Genomic DNA, 19830 nt, shown 5'->3' with positions numbered 1-19830 from the left:
CGGTGCCGTAGTTGTCGGCGGGGCTGGCTAGAGTTCAGCCGGTGCCAGACAAGTCGCCCGTCCGTGAGGTCCTCTCCGCCGCCGTCGAGGCGTTGGGGGGCAAGGAGCGCTCCGGCCAGGTCGAGATGGCCGAGGCCGTCGCCCGGGCGATGACGGAGCAGCAGCACCTCATCGTCCAGGCCGGCACCGGCACCGGAAAGTCGCTCGGCTACCTCGTCCCGAGCCTGCTCAACCACGACCGCGTGGTCGTCGCCACCGCGACGCTGGCGCTCCAGCACCAGCTCGTCGAGCGCGACATCCCGCGGCTCGTGGAGGCGGTCGGCGACCGGCTCGACACCTCGTACGCCGTGCTGAAGGGCCGCTCCAACTACGCCTGCCTGCACCGCATCCGCGAGGGCGTCCCGGACGACCAGGGTGTGCTCGTCGACGTCCCCGAGGGCTCGATGGGTGCCGAGGTCCTGGCGTTGCGTGGCTGGGCCGAGATGGAGGCCGAGACCGGCGGCACGGGGGAGCGTGACAACGCCCCTCGGCACACCGAGAGGGTCTGGCGCCAGGTCAGCGTCAACCACCGCGAGTGCCTGGGCGCCGCGCGCTGCGCCTTCGCCCAGGAGTGCTTCGCCGAGCGGGCCAAGGAGAAGGCGGCCAGCTCCCACCTGATCGTCACCAACCACTCGCTCCTCGCCATCGACGCGATCGAGGGCGTGCCGATGATCCCCGACTACGACGTCGTGGTGATCGACGAGGCGCACGAGCTGGTCAGCCGCGTCACCCAGGCAGCCACCGACGAGCTCACCGTGGGTGACGTGCAGCGGGCCGCGAAGCGCTCCCAGAAGCACATCGCCGACAAGGGCGCGGCCTCCACCGCCGCCGACGACCTGGCCGACGCCGCGGACGCCCTGGCCGATGCGCTCGCCGCCACCTCGCCGGGCCGGATCGAGACCGCCGGCGAGCAGCTCTCCGACGCGCTGGTCCTCGTCCGCGACGCCGCACGGTCCCTGGTCTCCGCCTTCGGCAAGGACGAGGGCGACGCCGACGCCGGGCGTACGCAGGCCAAGGGGTTGGCGCAGGAGGTCTTCGCCACCGCGGAGCGGATGGCGGCCTTCAAGGAGTCGGACGTGCTCTGGCTCAACGAGGCCCGCGAGCGGATCCCGGCCCGGCTGGCCGTGGCGCCGCTGCAGGTGTGGGCCCAGATGCGTGAGCGCCTGCTCACCGAGAAGACGGTCGTCTTCGCCTCCGCCACCCTGATGCTCGGCGGCGACTTCAACGCGGTCGCCGGCAGCCTCGGGCTCAAGCCGTCGGAGCGCGTCGACACGGGCGCCGGCGAGGTGAGCGCCGACGACGCGCTGCCGTGGCGGGCGCTCGACGTGGGCTCACCCTTCGACTACTCGCGCCAGGGCATCCTGTACGTCGCCCGGCACCTGCCGGACCCCGGTCGCGACGGCCTCGGCAAGGCGCAGATCGACGAGATCGTCGAGCTGATCGACGCCGCCCAGGGGCGCACGCTGGGGCTCTTCTCGTCCCGACGGGCGGCGGACGCGGCGGCGGAGGCCGTCCGTGAGCGGCTCCCGCACCTCACCACCCTGGCGCAGGGCGACGCCCAGCTGCCGGAGCTGGCGAAGCAGTTCGTCGAGGACCCGCACACCAACCTCTTCGGCACGCTCACGCTCTGGCAGGGCCTGGACGTGCCCGGCGACACCTGCCAGCTGGTGCTGATCGACCGGATCCCGTTCCCGCGGCCCGACGACCCGCTGATGTCTGCCCGTTCGCGGGCCGCCGACAAGGCCGGCGGCAACGGCTTCATGCAGGTCTCGGCGACCCACGCGGCCCTGCTGCTGGCCCAGGGGGTCGGTCGCCTGATCCGCACCACCGAGGACAAGGGCGTGGTGGCGATCCTCGACCCGCGGCTGGCGACCAAGCGCTACGGCGGGTTCCTCAAGGCGAGCCTGCCGCCGATGTGGTCGACGACAGACCCGTCCGTGGTGCGCCAGGCCCTCGGCCGCATCGCGGCCGCGGGCTGACGCGGCGTACGGGAGCCCGGGATCAGAGGCTGCGCAGGACCGCGGTGACCTTGCCCAGGATGGTGGCGTGGGTGCCGTCGATGGGCTCGTACGCGTCGTTGTGCGGCAGCAGCCAGACCTGGCCGCCCTTGCGCTGGAAGGTCTTCACCGTGGCTTCTCCGTCGATCATCGCGGCGACGATGTCGCCGTTGACGGCGTCGGGCTGCTGGCGGATCACGACGTAGTCGCCGTTGCAGATGGCCGCGTCGACCATCGAGTCGCCGGAGACCTCGAGCAGGAAGAGCGTGCCGTCGCCGACGAGCTGCTTGGGGAGCGGGAAGACGTCCTCGACCCGCTGCTCGGCCAGGATCGGGCCACCGGCCGCGATACGACCCACGACCGGCACGTACGCCGCTGCGGGCGCCGCGTTGCCCACGTCCGTGGGGTCGAAGTCGGAGTCGTCCGCGCTGGAGACGGCTCGGGAGGCCGCCATCGACTCGGGCAGGAAGACCTGCAGCGCGCGCGGCCGGTTGGGGTCACGCTTGAGGAAGCCCTTCTCCTCGAGCGTCTTGAGCTGGTGGGCGACGCTGCTTGAGCTGGTGAGACCGACCGCAGTGCCGATCTCACGCATGCTCGGCGGGTAGCCCCGGGTCTCCAGCGCCTCCTGGATCGTGGTCAGCACCAGCTGCTGGCGCGCGGTGAGCCCGGTCGCGTCAGGAGGTCCGTCGGGCAGGGAGACGACCTTGCCGGTGTCGCCGCTGGACTTGGGCATGTGGATCCTCCTGGGTGGTGCGGACTGACGTGGGGTTCACGCTAGTCCGATCCCGACCCCAGTTCAAACATGTGTTCGAACGGCGTGTCACGTGCGGTTCAGCGGCGCGGGTCCCAGACCCACGCCACGCAGGTGAACTGCGTGCGGAAGCCCAGCTCGACGTAGGTCGGGTAGGCCCGGGAGTTGGTGATGAGGGTCGCCGACTGGGCCCCGATGGAGGCGGCGCGGTTCATCATGGTGGCGCCCAGGGCGCGGCCGATGCCCCGCCCGCGCGCGGCCGGCGTGGTGCTGACGTTCGCCAGCATCACGCTGGTGCCGCGTACGTGCATGGTGCTGGCTCCCAGGACCTCGCCGGTGCGGAGGCTGCGGGCGATGAAGAACTGGTTGTCGGCCGGGTCGAGGGTGTCGAGCACGCCCAGCGTGACCTCCTGCTGGGCGGCCGGGTGGCCGAGCGCCTCGAGGATGGCGCGACTGGCCGGCTCGACGCCGTCGGGCCAAGCGACGTCGATGAAGACGTCGTCCGGCGTGCCCGGGTCGACGGGCGCGCCCAGGGCGGTGTGCATCGCGGGGTACTCCCGGGCGAGCAGCCCCAGCTGGGCCAGCGTGGCCTCGAGGGCCGGCGTCGTCGTCGAGGGGGTGGTGATCCACTGGAACGGCAGGCCGCGGCGGAGGAACGGTTCGATCAGGGCGGGTGCCCGGGTGGCGACGGCCTCCGGGGCGATGTGGGCGTTGACGACCACGTTGAGCAGGGCGAGCGGCGCCGTGGACCAGTAGACGGTCGCGTCCGGCTCGTCCGCGGTCGACAGCGACGGGGAGCGCGCGATGGCGGCCTGGAGCGCCGCGAAGTCGGCCTCGATCGTGTCGGAGGCCGTGGTCAGGAGGTCTCGCATGCGGCAGACGCTAGGGCTGCGCCGCGACGGCTGCATGCCCCATACGGGTGACGTCCGCACAGGCTTTCGCCACAGATGCCGAGAATCGGGTAGCTGAGGGGCACGTGGAGAGCGTTCGAACTTTTGTTCGACCAGATGCTTGATTCGTTCGAACATCTGCTCTAACGTCGCACATGTGTTCGATCGAACGTCTGATCGAATTCGTCGGCAGGTCAAGGTGCTCGATCCAAAACTGTCGGCGGGTCCGCATAGACATCAGTTCGACAGCAACGCACCTGCACGACCACCACTTCCCCAGGAGGTCTCCATGACCCATCGCCACCGCCTCGACCGTCACCGCCGCCGCTCCCCGCGGCCAGGTCCGTCTGACTCGTCGTGGTCGCGTCGTCGTCGTGCTCGCTGCGCTCCTCCTGGCCCTCGTCGTGGGCGTGGCTCTGGCGGCGTCTCGTCCGCCAGCGAGGAGGCCGGCGCTCCGCAGGCGACCGAGGTCGTCGTGGTCAACGAGGGCGACACCCTGTGGGGCATCGCTGCCGGGGTCGCCGAGGAGGGCGAGGTCCGCGCGATGGTCTCGGAGATCCGCGAGCTGAACAACCTCGACTCCTCCGTCGTCACCCTGGGCCAGGAGATCCACGTCCCGGTCGCCGACTGACGTACGAGGTCAGCGGGCGGCGCGACGTCCGCCGGTAGGCCGCGGAGGCTCTGATCCATCGCCCTGGGGAGGGCGGGTCGCGCCGAGCGCCGACCCGAGGCGCGCAAAGAGCATCAGGCCGACGAAGAGGCAGGTTGCGGCCCCCGCGCCCGCGAGGATGAGCAGGAGCCAGGCGCCGGCGTTGCCGGCCCGGGCGCTCGACCCGAAGTCGATGGCCGCGTAGACGAGGTAGCCCCAAGCGATGACGCAGAGCGTGATCCCACCGGCGTACGCGAGTGCTGCGGTGTTCAGGGTCCGCGGCGGGGGAGCTGCTCGTCTCGAACCTGCACGCTTCCCCTGGGCCACGGCGCCATTCTGTCAGGAGAGTGGCCGCGGCGTGCCTTCTTCGGCGCCCGGAGAGGGTCGCGTCACGCGGCCGGAACTCCTTCGGTGGCGACGCCTTTTCGGTCGTCGTCGGGCCTGTGACCTGCGCAGATGGCGGTCGATCTTTCTGTCGTCCCGCGATGTGGCTGGAGTTCGCGCGATCCGCTTGCCAAGTATTGGGGAGGGCGCGTACGGTTACCACAACATCTAGTAGTTACACGGTTGTGGTTTTCCACATCTAGTCCACAGAAGTGGACATTGGATGCACAGCCCGCAGCACGATCATCCACAGTTGGACCGGCTTCATCCACAGGGAGAAGGAACGCCATGCACTGCCCGCACTGCCGGCACACCGACACCCGGGTCCTCGACTCGCGCGTGTCCGAGGACGGCGGTCAGATCCGTCGTCGTCGTGCCTGCACGGAGTGCGGCAAGCGGTTCAGCACGGTCGAGCTCATGCAGCTGACGGTGCTCAAGCGCTCCGGCGCCAGCGAGCCCTTCAACCGTGACAAGGCGGTCCAGGGTGTGCGCAAGGCGTGCAAGGGCCGCCCCGTGACCGAGGACCAGCTGGCCTGCCTGGGTCAGGAGGTGGAGATCGCCCTGCGCGCCACCGGTTCCGCCGAGATCCAGGCCCACGAGGTGGGCCTGGCGATCCTGGCCCCCCTTCGCGACCTCGACGAGGTCGCCTACCTCCGGTTCGCCTCCGTCTACCGCGCCTTCGAGAGCGCGGCCGACTTCGAGGCAGAGATCGACGTCATGCGTGCCGAGCGCAACGCCGCCGCGATCCCGACCGGTTGACCACAGACCGCCCGGTACGCAGTGGGGAAGCTGCGTGCCGGGCCCCAGACGCACGAACAGACAACGTTGTCAGCACGAGGAACTGAGGAGATTCCATGGCCGCGAGACGGTGACCAAGGGTGGACTGAAGATGCAGCGCGTCTTCAGCACCGAGGGGACCCACCCGTACGACGAGATCACCTGGGAGCGGCGCGACGTCGTCCAGACCAACTGGAAGACCGGTGAGACGGTCTTCGAGCAGCGCGGTGTGGAGTACCCCGACTTCTGGAGCGTGAACGCCTCCACGATCGTCACCACCAAGTACTTCCGCGGCGCCGTCGGCACCGACGCGCGTGAGTGGAGCCTCAAGCAGCTCATCGACCGGGTCGTGAAGACCTACACCGCGGCCGGCATCGAGCACGGCTACTTCGCGGCCGGTGACGCCAAGGTCTTCGAGGAGGAGCTGACCTGGCTGCTCGTCAACCAGTACTTCTCGTTCAACTCGCCGGTCTGGTTCAACGTCGGCACCTCCTCGCCGCAGCAGGTCTCCGCCTGCTTCATCCTCAGCGTCGACGACTCGATGGACTCCATCCTCAACTGGTACAAGGAGGAGGGCTTCATCTTCAAGGGCGGCTCCGGCGCCGGCCTCAACCTCTCGCGCATCCGTTCCTCGAAGGAGCTCCTCTCCTCCGGTGGCACCGCCTCGGGCCCCGTCTCCTTCATGCGCGGCGCCGACGCCTCCGCCGGCACCATCAAGTCGGGCGGCGCCACGCGTCGTGCCGCCAAGATGGTCGTGCTCGACGTCGACCACCCCGACATCGAGGAGTTCGTCGAGACCAAGGCGCGCGAGGAGGACAGATCCGCGCGCTGCGTGACGCCGGCTTCGACATGGACCTCGGCGGCAAGGACATCACCTCGGTCCAGTACCAGAACGCCAACAACTCGGTGCGCGTCACCGACACGAGTTCATGCGTGCGGTCGAGGAGGGCAAGGAGTTCGGGCTGCGTGCCCGCGACACCGGCGAGGTCATCGAGACCGTGGACGCCCGCTCGCTCTTCCGCACGATCTCCAAGGCGGCCTGGGAGTGCGCCGACCCCGGCCTGCAGTACGACGACACGATCAACGACTGGCACACCAACCCCGAGACCGTCGCATCACCGCGTCCAACCCGTGCTCGGAGTACATGTCGCTCGACAACTCTGCCTGCAACCTGGCCTCGCTCAACCTGCTCAAGTTCCTGAAGGACGACGACACCTTCGACGCGAGCTCTTCGCCAAGGCCGTCGAGTTCATCATCACCGCGATGGACATCTCGGTCGCCTTCGGTGACTTCCCGACCGAGTCGATCGAGAAGAACACCCGCGACTACCGCCAGCTGGGCATCGGCTACGCCAACCTCGGCGCCCTGCTCATGGCGATGGGCCTGGGCTACGACTCCGAGGGTGGCCGCTCGATGGCTGCCGCCATCACCTCGCTGATGACGGGCACGTCCTACAAGCGCTCCGCCGAGCTGGCCAAGGTCGTCGGTCCGTACGCCGGCTACGCCCGCAACGCCGAGGCGCACAAGCGCGTCATGCGCAAGCACCAGGCCGCCAACGACCAGGTGCGGGTGCTGCACACCGAGGACGCCCGCGTCCTCAAGATGGCGACCCAGGCGTGGGCCGACGTCATCAAGCTGGGCGAGAGCAACGGCTTCCGCAACGCGCAGGCCTCCGTGCTCGCGCCGACCGGCACCATCGGCTTCATGATGGACTGCGACACCACCGGCATCGAGCCGACTTCTCGCTGGTGAAGTTCAAGAAGCTCGTCGGCGGCGGCTCGATGCAGATCGTCAACCAGACCATCCCGCGTGCCCTCAGAAGCTGGGCTACTACGCAGGAGCAGATCGAGGCGATCGTCGCCTACATCGGCGAGCACGGCCACGTCATCGACGCCCCCGGCCTGAAGACCGAGCACTACGAGGTCTTCGACACCGCCATGGGCGCGCGCTCGCTGGCCCCGATGGGCCACGTCCGGATGATGGCCGCCACGCAGCCGTTCCTCTCCGGCGCCATCTCGAAGACGGTCAACCTGCCGGAGACGGCGACCGTCGAGGAGATCGAGGACGTCTACATGCAGTCGTGCTGGGCCTCAAGGCCACGGCTGTCTACCGCGACAACTGCAAGGTCGGCCAGCCCCTGGCCGACGGTGGCGGCAAGGCCAAGAAGGACGCCGCCGACAAGGACGCCGCTGCGGCTGCCGCTGCCGAGGGTGAGACCAAGGTCGTCGAGAAGATCGTCTACCGCCCCACCCGCAAGCGCCTGCCGAAGTCGCGCGTCTCGCGTACGACGTCGTTCACCGTCGGTGGCGCCGAGGGCTACATGACCTCGGGTGCCCACGAGGACGGCGAGCTCGGCGAGGTCTTCCTCAAGCTCGGCAAGCAGGGCTCGACCCTGGCCGGCGTGATGGACGCCTTCTCGATCGCCGTGTCGATCGGCCTGCAGTACGGCGTGCCGCTCGAGAACCTACGTCTCGAAGTTCACCAACCTGCGCTTCGAGCCGGCCGGCCTCACCGACGACCCGACGTCCGGATGGCGCAGTCGATCATGGACTACATCTTCCGTCGCCTGGCGCTCGACTACATGTCGTTCGACGAGCGTCGATGCTCGGCATCTACTCCGCCGAGGAGCGTCAGCGCCACCTCGAGACCGGCTCCTACGAGCCGCTCGTGGAGCTCAGCGAGGCCGAGTCGCTCAAGACCGACCACGCCGAGGCGATCGAGGTCGAGACCAAGGACACCCACGGCTCCGAGGCCCGCGAGGTCCCCGCGCAGCCCGTGGTCGGCGAGGCCCACACCTCCGCCGAGCTCCTGGAGAAGATCACCGGCACCGCCGTCGACTCGCCGCTCTGCATGACCTGCGGCACGAAGATGCGTCCCGCCGGCTCCTGCTACGTCTGCGAGGGCTGCGGCTCGACCAGCGGCTGCAGCTGATCGGTTGAACCACCGGACCGGCCCCGAGAGGAACTCCTCTCGGGGCCGGTCCCGTTTCACTGGACTCCGCAGGCCCCCAGTGCCGGATCCGTCGGTGCGGCGGGCAGCGACCGCGGGCTCACGCCCCGCTCGACCGCTTCGACGACCTCGACGAGGTGTTCGATCCGCTGGTCGATCGTCCGCAGGGTGGCGCCGGCGCAGGTGACCAGGGGGACGTCCCCGGCGGCCGAGGCGACGGGACCCCACTGCGCCAGGACGACGATCACTGCCCCGACGAGGACGCCCGTGACTGGTGCTCGAACCACGCGACCACCTCCCGGGACCGGCGCCGGGGTCGTCCGCGGCGCCGTTGCCGAAAGGCTTCCCGCGGTCAGGAGGGACCCAAACGGGAAACCCGGTTCCTGCGGCAGGTTCACCAATACGCGGTAGCGCAGGTCGGCCAGTGGGGGCGCGGCGTACGTTTCGCGACCACCCCGCAGTGGGGACACCACCGGAATGAGCGAGCACACTCCGTCGACGCCCGCGGGTGCGGGCCTCGCCACCGAGGTGGCACCCCCGAAGTGGAAGGTGATCGGCCCCGGCCTCGTGGTCGCGGCCACCGGCGTCGGTGCGGTCGACCTGGTCGCCACCCTCATCGCGGGTAGCAAGTACGGCTACGCGCTGCTGTGGTGCGTGGTCCTCGGGTGCGTCATGAAGGTCGTCCTGGTCGAGGGTGCGGGGCGCTACTCGCTCGCCTCGGGCCGCACGATCTTCGAGGGCTGGCAGTCGCTCGGTCGTTGGGCGACCTGGTACTTCGGGATCTACATCGTGATCTGGGGCTTCGTGTACGGCGCAGCCGCCATGGCTGGCACCGGCCTGCCCCTGCACTCGCTCTTCCCGTGGCTGAGCGTCACGTGGTGGGGCATCCTCAGCGGGCTCGTCGGCCTGCTCCTGGTCTGGTTCGGCCGCTACTCGGCGGTGGAGAAGGTCTGCGCCGCGCTGGTCGGGCTCATGTTCATCGCGATGGTCGGCGCCGCCGTCCTGACCCTGCCCAACATCCCCGACATGCTCGGCGGACTCGTGCCGCGCATCCCCGACGGTGGCATCGTCTACGTGCTCAGCCTGGCCGGGGCGTGGGCGGCACGATCACGTTGGCGGCGTACGGCTACTGGCTCCGGGAGAAGGGGTGGGTGACGCCGCGTCACATGCGGGTGATGCGTCTCGACAACCGCGTCGCCTACACCGTGACCGGCATCTTCGTCCTGGCCACCCTCGTCGTCGGCGCCGAACTGCTGTACTCCGCGCAGATCGCCGTCTCGACCGGCGACCAGGGCCTGCTCGACCTCAGTGAGGTGCTCGACGACCGGTACGGCGAGTGGGCCGGCAAGATCTTCCTGGTCGGCTTCTGGGCGGCCGCGATGTCGTCGCTGGTGGGTGTGTGGAATGGCGTCAGCCTGATGTTCGCCGACTTCGTGGCGCGGGCCCGCAAGCTCGCCCCGGACCACCGTGACGGCTTGGCGCACGGGCGCTGGTACCGGGCGTACATCCTGTGGCTCACCTTCCCGCCGATGGTGATGATGTTCCTCGGCAAGCCGGTCGTGCTGATCCTCGCCTACGGCGTGCTCGGCGCCTTCTTCATGCCGTTCCTCGCGATCACGCTGCTGTGGCTGCTCAACAGCGACCGCGTGCCCCGCGAGTGGCGCAACAGGACGTGGTCCAACGTGGCGATGACGCTGATCGCGCTGGCCTTCGTGGTGCTCGCGGCCAACGAGCTGTGGAACCAGGTCTCCAAGCTGGTCTGATCCTCGAAATGGTCGCGTGCGGCCCGGGCAGCAGCGATAGCGTCCGGCCATGCCCATCCACCCCGAGCGGGACCCACTGCGCCTGCGTCGTCGTTGCCTCGCCCTGCTGCTCGTCGCCGCGCCGCTTGTCGCCGGGTGCGGCGGGGCGGAGCAGCCAGACCCCTCCGAGTGGGGGACGGCGGTCGAGGAGCCCGGTCAGCAGGCGAAGCCTCCCGAGGCGGAGGCTGACGACGCGGCGAGCACGCAGGACGGGATCGACCTCGTGAAGGGGACGATCACCATGGCGGCGCTGAGCCAGCAGCAGCGGCAACTCCACGACGAGGCCGTGCTCTTCGAGGAGTTCGCGAAGACCGAGGTGGGGGAGGGCGGCGGTGGCCGGAACGGGACCTTCACCGATGACCCGGACAGTGACTTCGGCACGCTGAGGCCGGCGGGCGTCGAGCTGGCCGACAGGTTCGAGGTCACGTGGGCGAACGGCGCCCTCGTGAGCTGGACGCTCTCGACCGACTCCGGTGAGAGCGTCTCGTACGAGGAAGGGGCGTTCCGCGTCGACGTCGCGCTGGAGCAGGCGCAGGACGAGGCGCTCATCCGCGCCACCGACGAGCTCGCCGAGGCCGTCGAGGCCTGGAGGCAGGAGCACGGTGAGTACCCCTCGGTCACGAACGACTACGACACCATCCAGGTCAAGGCCGGTCTCTTCGACGAGTCCGACGGGGTGGTGGAGATCCCGCTGCCGGACACGGTCAGGCACGCTGGCTTCGCCAGCAACGGCGAGGAGTTCCTGGTCTCCCTGAAGTCCACCGTCACGGGCGAGGCGTCGCTGCTCACCCAGGACGGGCTCTCCTGGTCCCGGCCGCTCGAGGTCGCCTGAGGCTCGGCGACGATCAGGCCGGGTCGAGCGCCGGCAGCGACAGCACGAAGGTCGTCGTCTCCGCGTCCGCGACCGAGAGCCGGCCACCCGCCGCGACGGCGAGCTGCGAGGCGATGGTGAGCCCGAGCCCGTGACCCTCGCTGGTGTCGGACTGGGCGCCGCGCTGGAAGACCGCCTCGTCGATGGTGGTCGGGCCCTCGTCGCCGACCACCAGGTCGACGAACTGTCCGCGACGGCGGGCGCCGACGGTGATCCGCCCCTGGCCGTGGCAGAGCGCGTTGTCGATCAGCACGTCGAGCACCTGCAGCACGGGTCCCGGGGGGACATGGGCCGGGCAGGGGTCGGCGGGCGCGTGCACGAGCGTACGACCGGGCTCCTCCTCGACGTGGGCGCGCCATCGCACGACGGCCTCGGAGGCGAGCAGGTCGAGGTCGACGTCGACGGCCTCGCCGAGCCGCTTCCCGCGGGAGAGCTCCAGCAGCTCGTTGATCGCGGCGCTGAGGCGGTCGAGCTCGCTGATGTTGGCGTTGAGCTCGTCGGCCACCGCGGGCGGGGTCTCGGGCCACATCGTCAGGTCCTCGAGCGTCAGCCGTAGCGCCGTGATGGGGGTCCGCAGCTGGTGCGAGGCGTTGGCCGCGAACTCGCGCTCGCGTCGCAGCAGCTCGTCGAGCTGCGACGACGCCAGCCGGAGCGCGCTGCCGATCGCCTCCGCCTCCGGGATCGAGTAGTGCGGGAGGTCCACGTCGAACTTCGCGTGCGCGATCTGCTCGGCAGCCTCGGCGAGCTCGTCGAAGGGACGCGAGAGCCGTCGGGCCAGGATGAAGCCGATGATGGCGGCGAAGACGGTGAGCCCCAGGCCGGTTGTGATCAGCGGCAGCAACGCCTGGGAGGTGCGGTCGCGGACGATGTCGCTGGAGCGGGTCAGAGTGACGCTGCCGCCGTCGGGCAGCTCGCGCGTACGGGTGAGGTTGCCCTCGGGGTCCCCGGCGTCGCCGACCTCGACGGTCTCGCCGTCGGGGAGACGTAGCTGATTGAGCCGCGGTCGAGGACGAACTCGGAGAGGAACTCCTCGTCCACCTCACCCGCGCCGCGCGTCCGCTCGGTGACCAGGGCGGCGAGCAGAACCGAGGAGCGGTCGACCTTGAGCTTCTCCTGGTCGTTGACCAGGTCGGCCAGCACGTAGGCGCGCGGGACGCCGTACATCGCGATCATCGCGACGGTCATGCCGATCAGGGCGATGACCAGGCGTTCACGCATCCGCTGCGTCCTCCAGGCGGAAACCGACACCGCGGACGGTGGTGATGCGCACGGGCGCCTCCGACTCGTCGAGCTTCTGGCGCAGGCGACCCATGGTGGCGTCGAGCATCTTGGTGGAGCCGAACCAGTTCTCGTCCCACACGTCGCTGATCAGCTGCTCGCGACTCACCACTGCCCCGCGGACGGCGTCGAGCAGGGCCAGCACGTCGAACTCCTTGGTGGTGACGGCGAGCTCCTCGTCGCGCACCCAGATCCTCCGCGCCTGTACGTCGACCCTCAGGCCCTGCCCGTCGGCTCCCCGGGAGGCGGGGGCTGCGGCGTTCGTCGCTGCCGCGGTGGCCGCGGGGCGGCGGCGCTGCGCCGGAGCAGCGCGCGGGTGCGGGCCAGCAGCTCGGCCAGCCCGAACGGCTTGGCCAGGTAGTCGTCGGCGCCCACGTCGAGGCCGACCACACGGTCGAGCTCTCCGTCGCGCGCGGTCAGGATGATGATGCCGCCGGTGAAGCCGCCCTCGCGGGCGCGGCGGCAGACGTCGAGGCCGTCCATGTCGGGGAGGCCGAGGTCCAGGAGCAGCAGGTCGACCTGGCTGGTGCCGATGGCCTCCAGGGCCGGCTGGCCCTCCGCCACCCGTCTGACGTCGTAGCCCTCACGCTCGAGGGTGCGGACGAGCGGGGCGGCGATCTTGTCGTCGTCCTCGACGACCAGCACCTGGGGGCCATGGTCAGGAAGCATACGGGTGCGCCGCTGCGACGTCCCGGCGGCGGCGCCGCAACCGGGCGTCCGCGTTCTGCAGGCCCAGGGTGAGGATCGGGAGGCCGATCAGTCCTGCGTGCACGGGGGTGAGTGACGAGCGGCTGGCGCCCGGCAGGCCCACGGTCACGCTCAGCAACGTGCCGACCAGCGTGGCGCCGGTGACCAGGCTGACGAGCAGGTGCGACTCGAAGCAGTTGTGCAGCGCCATCTTGACGGCGGCGCCCAGGCCGAGGGCGGCCACGGTGGCGAGGAGCACGATCGAGCTCGTGGAGAGGTCGTGGGTGAGCCGCTCGCAGAGGAGCAGGGAGATGAGGGCCGTCGTGACGGCGGTCAGGCGTGAGGCCCACGTGGTCTGACGCTTCATCGGGTGGCTCCTTTCCGTGCGTTCAAGGTGAAGTCTGGGGGGTGGGGGCAGTGGTGCTCAACGTTACGAATCGGCATCCCTCGGCTCTTCCACAGCCAAACCCCAGGCGTTCCACGGTTTGCTACGCGGAACGCCTGGGGCCTGGGGGTGAGCCGGCTCAGGCCGGAGAGGTCTCTCCGGGAGCCTGGCTCCGGATGCGCCCCCCTGCTGACGGGGTGTGCGGGCGCAGGGCCACGAGCAGGTCGCGCAGGGCCATCAGGGCGATGAGTGCTGCGGGGGCACCGATCACGAGGATGCGGACCTGGGGGTTGGCCAGGGCGATGAAGACGTGCCCCAGGGCGGGGACGGTCTGCACCACGACGGGCTGGGTGGGGGAGGTGAGGCTGAACTCCCATGGGTCGGGGTCGGGGTTCGCGTCGCCCTGGGTCTGCAGGACCCGGGTGCCTCCCTCGCCCGGCTCGATGGAGACGATGCGGTGGGTGACCAGGGTGCTGACCCCGCTGTCGGCGGGCGGCAGGTAGGTGATGACGTCACCGACCTCGAGGTCAGCGACCGGCACCTGCTTCTCGAAGGCCAGGGAGCCCTTCTCGAAGGTGCCGGACATGGAGCCCCGGTGATCACGTAGCGCTCGTAGCCGAAGAAGCCGGGAGCCACGTAGGCCGCGCATCCGAGCACCACGGCGACCAGCAGCAGGTTGGTGATCCATCCTGCGACGGTGCGGACGACGGTGAGGGGGCGGGGCATCGGTCTCTCCTGGTTTCAGCGGGCTTCAGCGGGGTTCAGCGGGTGCGGTCGAGCGCCCGGGTCAGCCGGTGAAGTTCTCGCCGGTGAGCTGGACCGAGTCCCAGGCGTAGACGGCGCTGGCGGTCTTGCCCTGCTGGGTGTTGTCGGCGGAGGCGTCGAGGGCGACGGTGAAGGTGTAGGTCGTCGCGGCGGCCGGGGCGAAGGTGCCGAGGTCGTTCTTCTTCCGGTCCTCGAGGTCACCGAAGTTGCCGGAGAAGACGGGGGCGCCGTTGGCGGCACGGATGGTGAGGTCAGCTTGTCCTTCGCGAACGTGTTGGTCGAGGAGACCTCGGTCAGCGAGAAGGCGGCGGGCAGCGAGCCGGTGTTGGTGATGGTGAGCGAGCCGGTGACGGTGTCGCCGGGCTTCATGTTGGTGAGGTTGAAGACCGCCTGGCCGTCCTTGGAGTTGGACTGGGTCAGGGTGCCGGAGGTGACGGCGCTGATCGTGTTGCCGGTGGTGGAGGTGAAGGTGGCACCGGAGCCGACGGCGACGGCACCGGCGGCCAGCAGGGTGGCGAGCGGGACCAGGACCTTCTTGGAGCGGCTGGTGGTCTTGGCGGGGCTGGCGGCGTTCATCGTGTTTCTCCCTGGGGTGGTGGCCGGAGCTTCTTCTCGCTCCTCGGCCTGACAAGGAAAAATCTACGGAGCAGCGATCCACAGAACGTCCCCGCGAGCTCCCCGGGACATCCCGGTTCTGGCCACGGTTGGCCACCGGATGACACCGGATGACACGGCGGGCAACATGCCTGCTCAGAACTCGCGGTCCGCTGCTCCGGACTCGTTGACCACGGCCGTGGAGCAGGGGCGGCCGAGGGTGTCGAGGGCGGTGGCCGAGGGGGTCCAGGCCATCGTCCCGGTCGTCTTGACCGTGCGGGGGTTGGTGAGTTGGTACCAGGTGACCGAGCCCAGGCGCAGGGTCACGACGGTGCGCTGCGTGCCGTCGGTGAGGGTCTGGGTGGTGGCCGTCATCGTCGAGCCGTACGTCGCGGTGCGGCCGCTGCGTACGTAGTCGCCCTTGAGGTTCACCTGGCCGAGGTGCACGGTGCCGCCGTTGGGGGTCTGCACGTCCAGGGTGTCGTCGGTCTTGCCCAGCTTGAGCAGGCCCCCGTCGCGCAGCCGGACGGTGACGTTGCGCGCCGAGCCGTCCCAGCCGGCCATCAGGCTGCCGGGGGCGACCACGCCGCTGTAGGTGAAGGTCACCGTGTCGCCGGAGTCGGCCTTGCCGGCCGCGTAGCCGCCGTTGGCGGTCTGCACGTCGAGGCCGCGCAGCGGGCTGTTGTCGACGCGGTGGCCGGGGTCGACCGCCGAGGTGAGGCTGCGGCCCTGTCCGTCGACCATGACGGCGCGCAGGGAGTAGGTCCCGTTGGCCACCGTCTTGGTGTCCCAGGCGCACGACCAGGGGGCAGCGGTGTCGGTGCACAGGTCGGTCCAGGTCGAGCTGCCGTCGGGGGCGTACTGGAGGCGCACCCGGGCGACGCCTGCCGTCGAGCTGGCCGCGGCGGTGACGGTGACGGTGCCGGTCATGAAGTCGGGGCCGTCGACGGAGACCGAGGAGACGGTGTTGTCGACGAGGCGCTGGGTGACGGCGGCCGAGGTGGTTGTGTTGCCGGCGTTGTCGGTGGCGACGGCGCGGAAGGAGTAGCTGCCGTCGGCCAGCGTCGAGGTGGCGACGCGGCAGGACCACGGCTCCTGGGTGGGCGCGCACAGGTCGCGCCACGTCGAGGTGCCGGTGGCGGCGTACTGGATCGTGACGAGCTCGAGCCCCGAGTGGGCGTCGCTGGCGGTGGCGGAGAAGGTGCGCGTGCCGCTCAGCGGGCTGCCGGGGTCGACCATCGCGACGCTCGGGGCGACGTTGTCGACGGTGACCTCGACGACCGCCGAGGTGGCGACGGTGCGGCCGAGGCTGTCGACCACGACGGCGCGCAGCTCGTAGTCACCCGAGGTGACCGAGGTGGTGTTCCAGGAGCAGGCGTAGGGGCTCTTCAGGCCCGAGCAGATCGTCCTCCAGGTGGTGGAGTCGGCGGCTGCGTACTCGAGGCGCACGGTATGGGTGAGGGAGCCGGCGCTGTGCACGGTGGTCGTCAGGGCGACGGTGCCGCGGACGTCGTCGCCCGGGGCGTCGAGGGTGACGAAGAGCTTGTTGGCGACCGTCGTACGCACCTCGGTCGAGGTGGCCTCGAGGCCTGCGCGGTCGAGGGCACGGGCGCGCAGGGAGTAGGTGCCGTCGGCGAGCGTACGCGTGTCCCAGGAGCAGCTGAAGGGCGCCGAGGTGTCGGTGCAGATCGTCACCCAGGAGTCGGTGCCGGGGGCGAGCTGCTCGAGGGTCACCTGGGCGACGCCGCTCTCGGCGTCGGTCGCCTCGACGGCGATGGTGGCGACGTCCTTGACGGTGCTGCCGGGGGAGGTCACGGCGACGGTCGGGGCGGTCCAGTCGGCGGCAGCGGTGACCTGACCGGTGGCCGAGGAGGTGGACGTGAAGGTGGCGCCCGAGGTGGTCGGGCCGTTGACCGCGAGGACGGTGAGGGCGGCGGCGGCGACGAGCGCTCCCCACGAACGGAGGTGGCGGCGGGGAGTGGTCACCGGGTGCTCCTGTCGTCCGTGGGTGGGTGTCGGGCTCTTGCCCGACTGTGGTGTCAACGCTACGGAGGCGCGCTCCACCGGGAGTCACGCGAAGGCCCCGGTCGTTCCACGAATTGCTACGGAACGGCCGGGGCCCGTGCAGAGGTGGGGCTGCGTGCTGCTGTGTGCGGGTCAGCGCTGGTCGATGTTCTCGCCGTCGAGCTGGACCGAGTCCCAGGCGTAGGTGGCGTTGGCCGTCCTGCCCTGCTGGGTGTTGTCGGCCGCCGCGTCGAGGCTGACGGCGAAGGAGTAGGTGTGGGCCTCCTCCGGGGCGAACTGGCCCAGGGCCTTCTTCACGCCGTCCTCGAGGCCACCGAAGGTGCCGGTGTAGACCTGCGTGCCGCTGCTGGTGTCGGTGATGACGAGCTTGAGGTGCGAGCCGTCGAAGCCGTTGACCGACTTGGTCTCGGTGAGGGTGAACTTCGCCGGCAGCGAGCCGGTGTTCTTCAGGGTCAGGGCACCGGTGACGGTGTCGCCCGGCTTCATGTTGGTGAGGTTGAAGACGGCCTTGCCGTCCTTGGAGTTCGACTGGGTCAGCGTGCCGGAGGTGACGGCGCTGATCGTGTTGCCCGTGGTGGAGGTGAAGGTGGCACCGGAGCCGACCGCGACGGCACCGGCGACGAGCAGCGTCGCGAGGGGCACCAGGACCTTCTTGGAGCGGCTGGTGGTCTGGGCGGTGGTGGCGGCGTTCATCTCTTCGTCTCCTGTGGTGGTGGTTTCTCCGGGGCTTCTCCAGCCGCAACGGGGTGATGACGAAAAAGTTACGGAGCGCAGATCCACAGGCCGTCCACGTGAAGGTCCCGGGAGCTCCCACGTCCGGACACGGATCGGAACGCTCGGACACACGACTTCTCCGGACCGTGTGTCAGGTGGGGGAGGATGGGGCACATGGCAGGTCGTGGACGGAGCAAGAGGACGACAGGACGCCAGCCGGCAGGGGCGGTCGCGATGAACCCGATGGCTGAGCAGGTGGGCCCGGACTTCTACGACGAGCGCTCCCTGGCCGAGGTCCTGGGCAGCGCCGAGGAGCCGCTGGCGACCGCCGACGTCAAGGCGATGCGCGAGGGCAAGGACGTGCTGGCGCTGCCGACCGCTGACGGTCACTGGGTCTTCCCCACCTGGCAGGTCGCCGACGGCGCGATCCTGCCCGGCATCCCCGACGTGCTCGCCGCCTTCGCCAGCGCGCCCGTGTGGTCGGTCGGCCTGTGGCTGACGACCTCGGACGAACGGTGGGGCGGGCGTACGCCTGTCGAGGCGCTCGGCGCCGGCGAGACCGCCGCCGTGGTCGAGGAGGCCGCGGCGACCGCGGCCCGGTGGGCGTGACGTACGCCGCAGGAATGTCTGGCGGGGGCGTGGTGTTGTGCCGTTCGTGACCCCCGTGACGAGCCTCGACGCAGGCGTGCGACTGACGCGCCGGCTCGTCGTCGACCTCGCACGCACGCACAGCACCCGCTGTCGGTGACGGATCAGGGCCGCCCGGTCGGCCCGCCGTCTGTTCGACCCGTCCCTGCTGTGTCCCTCTTGCAGTGTTCCCACTGTGTCCCTCGAAAGGCACCTCATGAGTTCTGCCGTCACGTCCACCGAGGCGAAGGCGAGCGGTCCCGCTCCGCGTCGCCGCTGGCTCCCGTCGTTCGGTGTCCAGGTCCTGATCGGTCTGGTGCTGGGCGTCGTGCTCGGCCTCGTCGCGCGTCAGATGGGCGCCGACGGCGTCGACGCCGAGACCGGGGTCGTCGACCCCAACTGGCTCACCGAGACGCTCACCACGGTGGGCTCGATCTTCGTGACCCTGCTGCGTGCGATCGTCCCGCCGCTGGTCTTCCTGGCGATCGTCGCCTCGATCGCCAACCTGCGTGAGGTCACCGGCGCCGCGCGTCTGGCGTGGAAGACGCTGGTCTGGTTCGCCGGCACCGCGCTGATCGCCGTGGTGATCGGCATCGTGCTGGGCCTGGTGCTGCAGCCCGGTGCCAACACCAGCGTCAGCGCCGACGCGGCCGCCGCCCCGAGCAGCACCGGCTCCTGGATCGACTTCCTGACCGGGCTCGTCCCCGCGAACTTCCTCGGCCTGGCCGCCAGCGCCGGGCCCGACGGCTCGATCGGCGTCTCGTTCAACGTGCTCCAGATCCTGGTGCTCGCCATCGCCGTGGGTGTCGCGACGCTGAAGGTCGGCGACGCCGCGGAGCCGTTCCTGGCGGTCGTACGCTCCGCCCTCGCCGTCGTGCAGAAGGTGCTGTGGTGGGTCATCCTGCTGGCCCCGATCGCCACCGTGGGCCTGCTCGGCAAGGCCGTCGCGACCTACGGCTGGGACGCGCTGGGCTCGCTCGGCACCTTCTCGGTGGCGATCTACCTCGGCCTGGCGCTGGTGCTCTTCGTGGTCTACCCGGTGCTGCTGAAGGTCAACGGCCTCTCGGTGAAGCAGTGGTTCTCCGGTGCCTGGCCGGCGATCCAGCTCGCCTTCGTGTCGCGCTCCTCGGTCGGCACCATGCCGCTGACGCAGTCGGTGACTGAGCGCAACCTCGGTGTCCCGCGGGCGTACGCCTCCTTCGCCGTGCCGCTCGGCGCGACCACCAAGATGGACGGCTGCGCCTCGATCTACCCGGCGATCTCCGCGATCTTCGTCGCGCAGTTCTTCGGGCTCGACCTGGGCGTCACCGACTACCTGCTGATCGCCTTCGTGGCGGTCATCGGCTCCGCGGCCACCGCGGGTGTCACCGGCGCGACCGTCATGTTGACGCTCACGCTGTCGACGCTCGGCCTGCCGCTCGAGGGCGTCGGCCTGCTGCTGGCGATCGACCCGATCCTCGACATGGGTCGCACCGCCACCAACGTCGCCGGACAGACCCTCGTCCCGACGCTGGTCGCCAAGCGCGAGGGCATCCTCGACGAGGCCGTGTACGCCGCCCCGCGCGGCGGCGAGGTCCTCAAGGACGAGGTCGTGGCCGAGCCGGTCGCTGCCTGATCTCCTTTCGTCGCTGACAGCGGCCCCTGCC

General features: G+C 70.2%; 22 protein-coding genes and 2 pseudogenes. 11 read left to right on the top strand and 13 right to left on the bottom strand.

What is annotated here, in order from left to right; genetic code table 11:
* Positions 1–41: 41 nt before the first annotated feature.
* The gene (locus E2C04_RS14470; RefSeq protein WP_229721562.1) at positions 42–2018 is read left to right on the top strand and encodes an ATP-dependent DNA helicase; all 1977 of its coding nucleotides are present in this window, start codon (positions 42–44) and stop codon (positions 2016–2018) included.
* A 22-nt stretch (positions 2019–2040) separates the two neighbouring features.
* Here E2C04_RS14470 and lexA read toward each other — a convergent pair whose 3' ends face one another.
* Positions 2041–2769, bottom strand: a complete 729-nt coding sequence (gene lexA / locus E2C04_RS14465) for a transcriptional repressor LexA (protein ID WP_135833125.1) — start codon at positions 2767–2769, stop codon at positions 2041–2043.
* Between the two features lie 98 nt (positions 2770–2867).
* A complete protein-coding gene (locus tag E2C04_RS14460) occupies positions 2868–3659 on the bottom strand; it encodes a GNAT family N-acetyltransferase (RefSeq protein WP_158630704.1) in 792 nt (263 codons plus the stop codon).
* A gap of 307 nt (positions 3660–3966) precedes the next feature.
* On the opposite strand from E2C04_RS14460, the gene E2C04_RS14455 reads away from it, so the two are divergent.
* Positions 3967–4308 carry a LysM peptidoglycan-binding domain-containing protein gene (locus tag E2C04_RS14455; protein ID WP_135833123.1) on the top strand — a complete coding sequence of 114 codons (342 nt, stop codon included), beginning with the start codon at positions 3967–3969 and terminating at the stop codon, positions 4306–4308.
* 9 nt (positions 4309–4317) lie between these two features.
* Here the strand turns inward: E2C04_RS14455 and E2C04_RS14450 are convergent, their stop codons facing one another.
* Positions 4318–4653, bottom strand: a complete 336-nt coding sequence (locus E2C04_RS14450) for a hypothetical protein (RefSeq protein ID WP_135833122.1) — start codon at positions 4651–4653, stop codon at positions 4318–4320.
* 345 nt (positions 4654–4998) lie between these two features.
* On the opposite strand from E2C04_RS14450, the gene nrdR reads away from it, so the two are divergent.
* The 4 genes and pseudogenes from nrdR (at position 4999) to E2C04_RS22405 (ending at position 8418) form a co-directional block, all read left to right on the top strand.
* The gene (nrdR, locus tag E2C04_RS14445) at positions 4999–5469 is read left to right on the top strand and encodes a transcriptional regulator NrdR (protein ID WP_135833121.1); all 471 of its coding nucleotides are present in this window, start codon (positions 4999–5001) and stop codon (positions 5467–5469) included.
* Between the two features lie 130 nt (positions 5470–5599).
* A pseudogene (locus E2C04_RS21095) lies at positions 5600–7631 on the top strand (vitamin B12-dependent ribonucleotide reductase); the annotation flags it as partial.
* Positions 7632–7807: 176 nt separating this feature from the next.
* A pseudogene (locus E2C04_RS22410) lies at positions 7808–8005 on the top strand (TSCPD domain-containing protein); the annotation flags it as partial.
* An 83-nt stretch (positions 8006–8088) separates the two neighbouring features.
* Positions 8089–8418 carry a hypothetical protein gene (locus E2C04_RS22405; RefSeq protein ID WP_238694316.1) on the top strand — a complete coding sequence of 110 codons (330 nt, stop codon included), beginning with the start codon at positions 8089–8091 and terminating at the stop codon, positions 8416–8418.
* 56 nt (positions 8419–8474) lie between these two features.
* Here E2C04_RS22405 and E2C04_RS14435 read toward each other — a convergent pair whose 3' ends face one another.
* Positions 8475–8723, bottom strand: a complete 249-nt coding sequence (locus E2C04_RS14435; protein ID WP_135833120.1) for a hypothetical protein — start codon at positions 8721–8723, stop codon at positions 8475–8477.
* Positions 8724–8913: 190 nt separating this feature from the next.
* Here E2C04_RS14435 and E2C04_RS21090 point away from each other — a divergent pair, with 190 nt between their 5' ends.
* The 3 genes from E2C04_RS21090 to E2C04_RS14425 are packed head-to-tail and all read left to right on the top strand — an operon-like array spanning position 8914 to position 11070.
* The gene (locus tag E2C04_RS21090; RefSeq protein WP_275106515.1) at positions 8914–9591 is read left to right on the top strand and encodes an Nramp family divalent metal transporter; all 678 of its coding nucleotides are present in this window, start codon (positions 8914–8916) and stop codon (positions 9589–9591) included.
* Positions 9531–10199, top strand: coding sequence for an Nramp family divalent metal transporter (locus E2C04_RS21085; protein WP_275106514.1), 669 nt, complete (start codon positions 9531–9533; stop codon positions 10197–10199). Before E2C04_RS21090 ends, E2C04_RS21085 begins: the two co-directional genes overlap by 61 nt.
* Before the next feature lie 49 nt (positions 10200–10248).
* Positions 10249–11070: a hypothetical protein gene (locus tag E2C04_RS14425; RefSeq protein WP_135833119.1), complete on the top strand. Its 822-nt coding sequence runs from the start codon at positions 10249–10251 to the stop codon at positions 11068–11070.
* 13 nt (positions 11071–11083) lie between these two features.
* On the opposite strand, the gene E2C04_RS14420 is transcribed toward E2C04_RS14425, so the two are convergent.
* The 9 genes from E2C04_RS14420 to E2C04_RS14385 form a co-directional block, all read right to left on the bottom strand.
* On the bottom strand, positions 11084–11950 hold the full coding sequence (locus tag E2C04_RS14420; RefSeq protein ID WP_135833118.1) for a sensor histidine kinase: 867 nt from the start codon (positions 11948–11950) through the stop codon (positions 11084–11086).
* Positions 11951–11991: 41 nt separating this feature from the next.
* The gene (locus E2C04_RS14415) at positions 11992–12327 is read right to left on the bottom strand and encodes a hypothetical protein (protein ID WP_135833117.1); all 336 of its coding nucleotides are present in this window, start codon (positions 12325–12327) and stop codon (positions 11992–11994) included.
* On the bottom strand, positions 12320–12574 hold the full coding sequence (locus tag E2C04_RS22145; protein WP_238694315.1) for a winged helix-turn-helix domain-containing protein: 255 nt from the start codon (positions 12572–12574) through the stop codon (positions 12320–12322). Before E2C04_RS22145 ends, E2C04_RS14415 begins: the two co-directional genes overlap by 8 nt.
* 29 nt (positions 12575–12603) lie before the next feature.
* On the bottom strand, positions 12604–13056 hold the full coding sequence (locus E2C04_RS22140; protein WP_238694314.1) for a response regulator transcription factor: 453 nt from the start codon (positions 13054–13056) through the stop codon (positions 12604–12606).
* Positions 13046–13441 carry a hypothetical protein gene (locus E2C04_RS14405; RefSeq protein WP_135833116.1) on the bottom strand — a complete coding sequence of 132 codons (396 nt, stop codon included), beginning with the start codon at positions 13439–13441 and terminating at the stop codon, positions 13046–13048. Before E2C04_RS14405 ends, E2C04_RS22140 begins: the two co-directional genes overlap by 11 nt.
* Positions 13442–13598: 157 nt before the next feature.
* Positions 13599–14045, bottom strand: a complete 447-nt coding sequence (locus tag E2C04_RS14400) for a signal peptidase I (RefSeq protein WP_202977807.1) — start codon at positions 14043–14045, stop codon at positions 13599–13601.
* Between the two features lie 155 nt (positions 14046–14200).
* Positions 14201–14800 carry a TasA family protein gene (locus E2C04_RS14395; RefSeq protein ID WP_202977806.1) on the bottom strand — a complete coding sequence of 200 codons (600 nt, stop codon included), beginning with the start codon at positions 14798–14800 and terminating at the stop codon, positions 14201–14203.
* Between the two features lie 174 nt (positions 14801–14974).
* Complete coding sequence (locus E2C04_RS14390) at positions 14975–16804, bottom strand: Ig-like domain-containing protein (protein ID WP_135833115.1); 1830 nt, start codon at positions 16802–16804, stop codon at positions 14975–14977.
* Between the two features lie 171 nt (positions 16805–16975).
* Positions 16976–17536, bottom strand: a complete 561-nt coding sequence (locus tag E2C04_RS14385) for a TasA family protein (protein WP_135833114.1) — start codon at positions 17534–17536, stop codon at positions 16976–16978.
* Between the two features lie 264 nt (positions 17537–17800).
* Between E2C04_RS14385 and E2C04_RS14380 the strand changes: the two genes are divergently transcribed.
* Together E2C04_RS14380 and E2C04_RS14375 are read left to right on the top strand one after the other, a co-directional pair.
* Positions 17801–18166: a hypothetical protein gene (locus E2C04_RS14380; RefSeq protein WP_135833113.1), complete on the top strand. Its 366-nt coding sequence runs from the start codon at positions 17801–17803 to the stop codon at positions 18164–18166.
* A gap of 235 nt (positions 18167–18401) precedes the next feature.
* Positions 18402–19799 (top strand): dicarboxylate/amino acid:cation symporter, encoded by a 1398-nt coding sequence (locus tag E2C04_RS14375; protein WP_135833112.1) that lies wholly within the window; start codon positions 18402–18404, stop codon positions 19797–19799.
* Positions 19800–19830 lie beyond the last annotated feature (31 nt).

Source organism: Nocardioides daphniae (assembly GCF_004777465.1).
GTDB lineage: Bacteria > Actinomycetota > Actinomycetes > Propionibacteriales > Nocardioidaceae > Nocardioides > Nocardioides daphniae.
The sequence above is the reverse complement of the archived record's forward strand: the minus strand, read 5'-3'. Positions and strand labels throughout refer to the sequence as shown.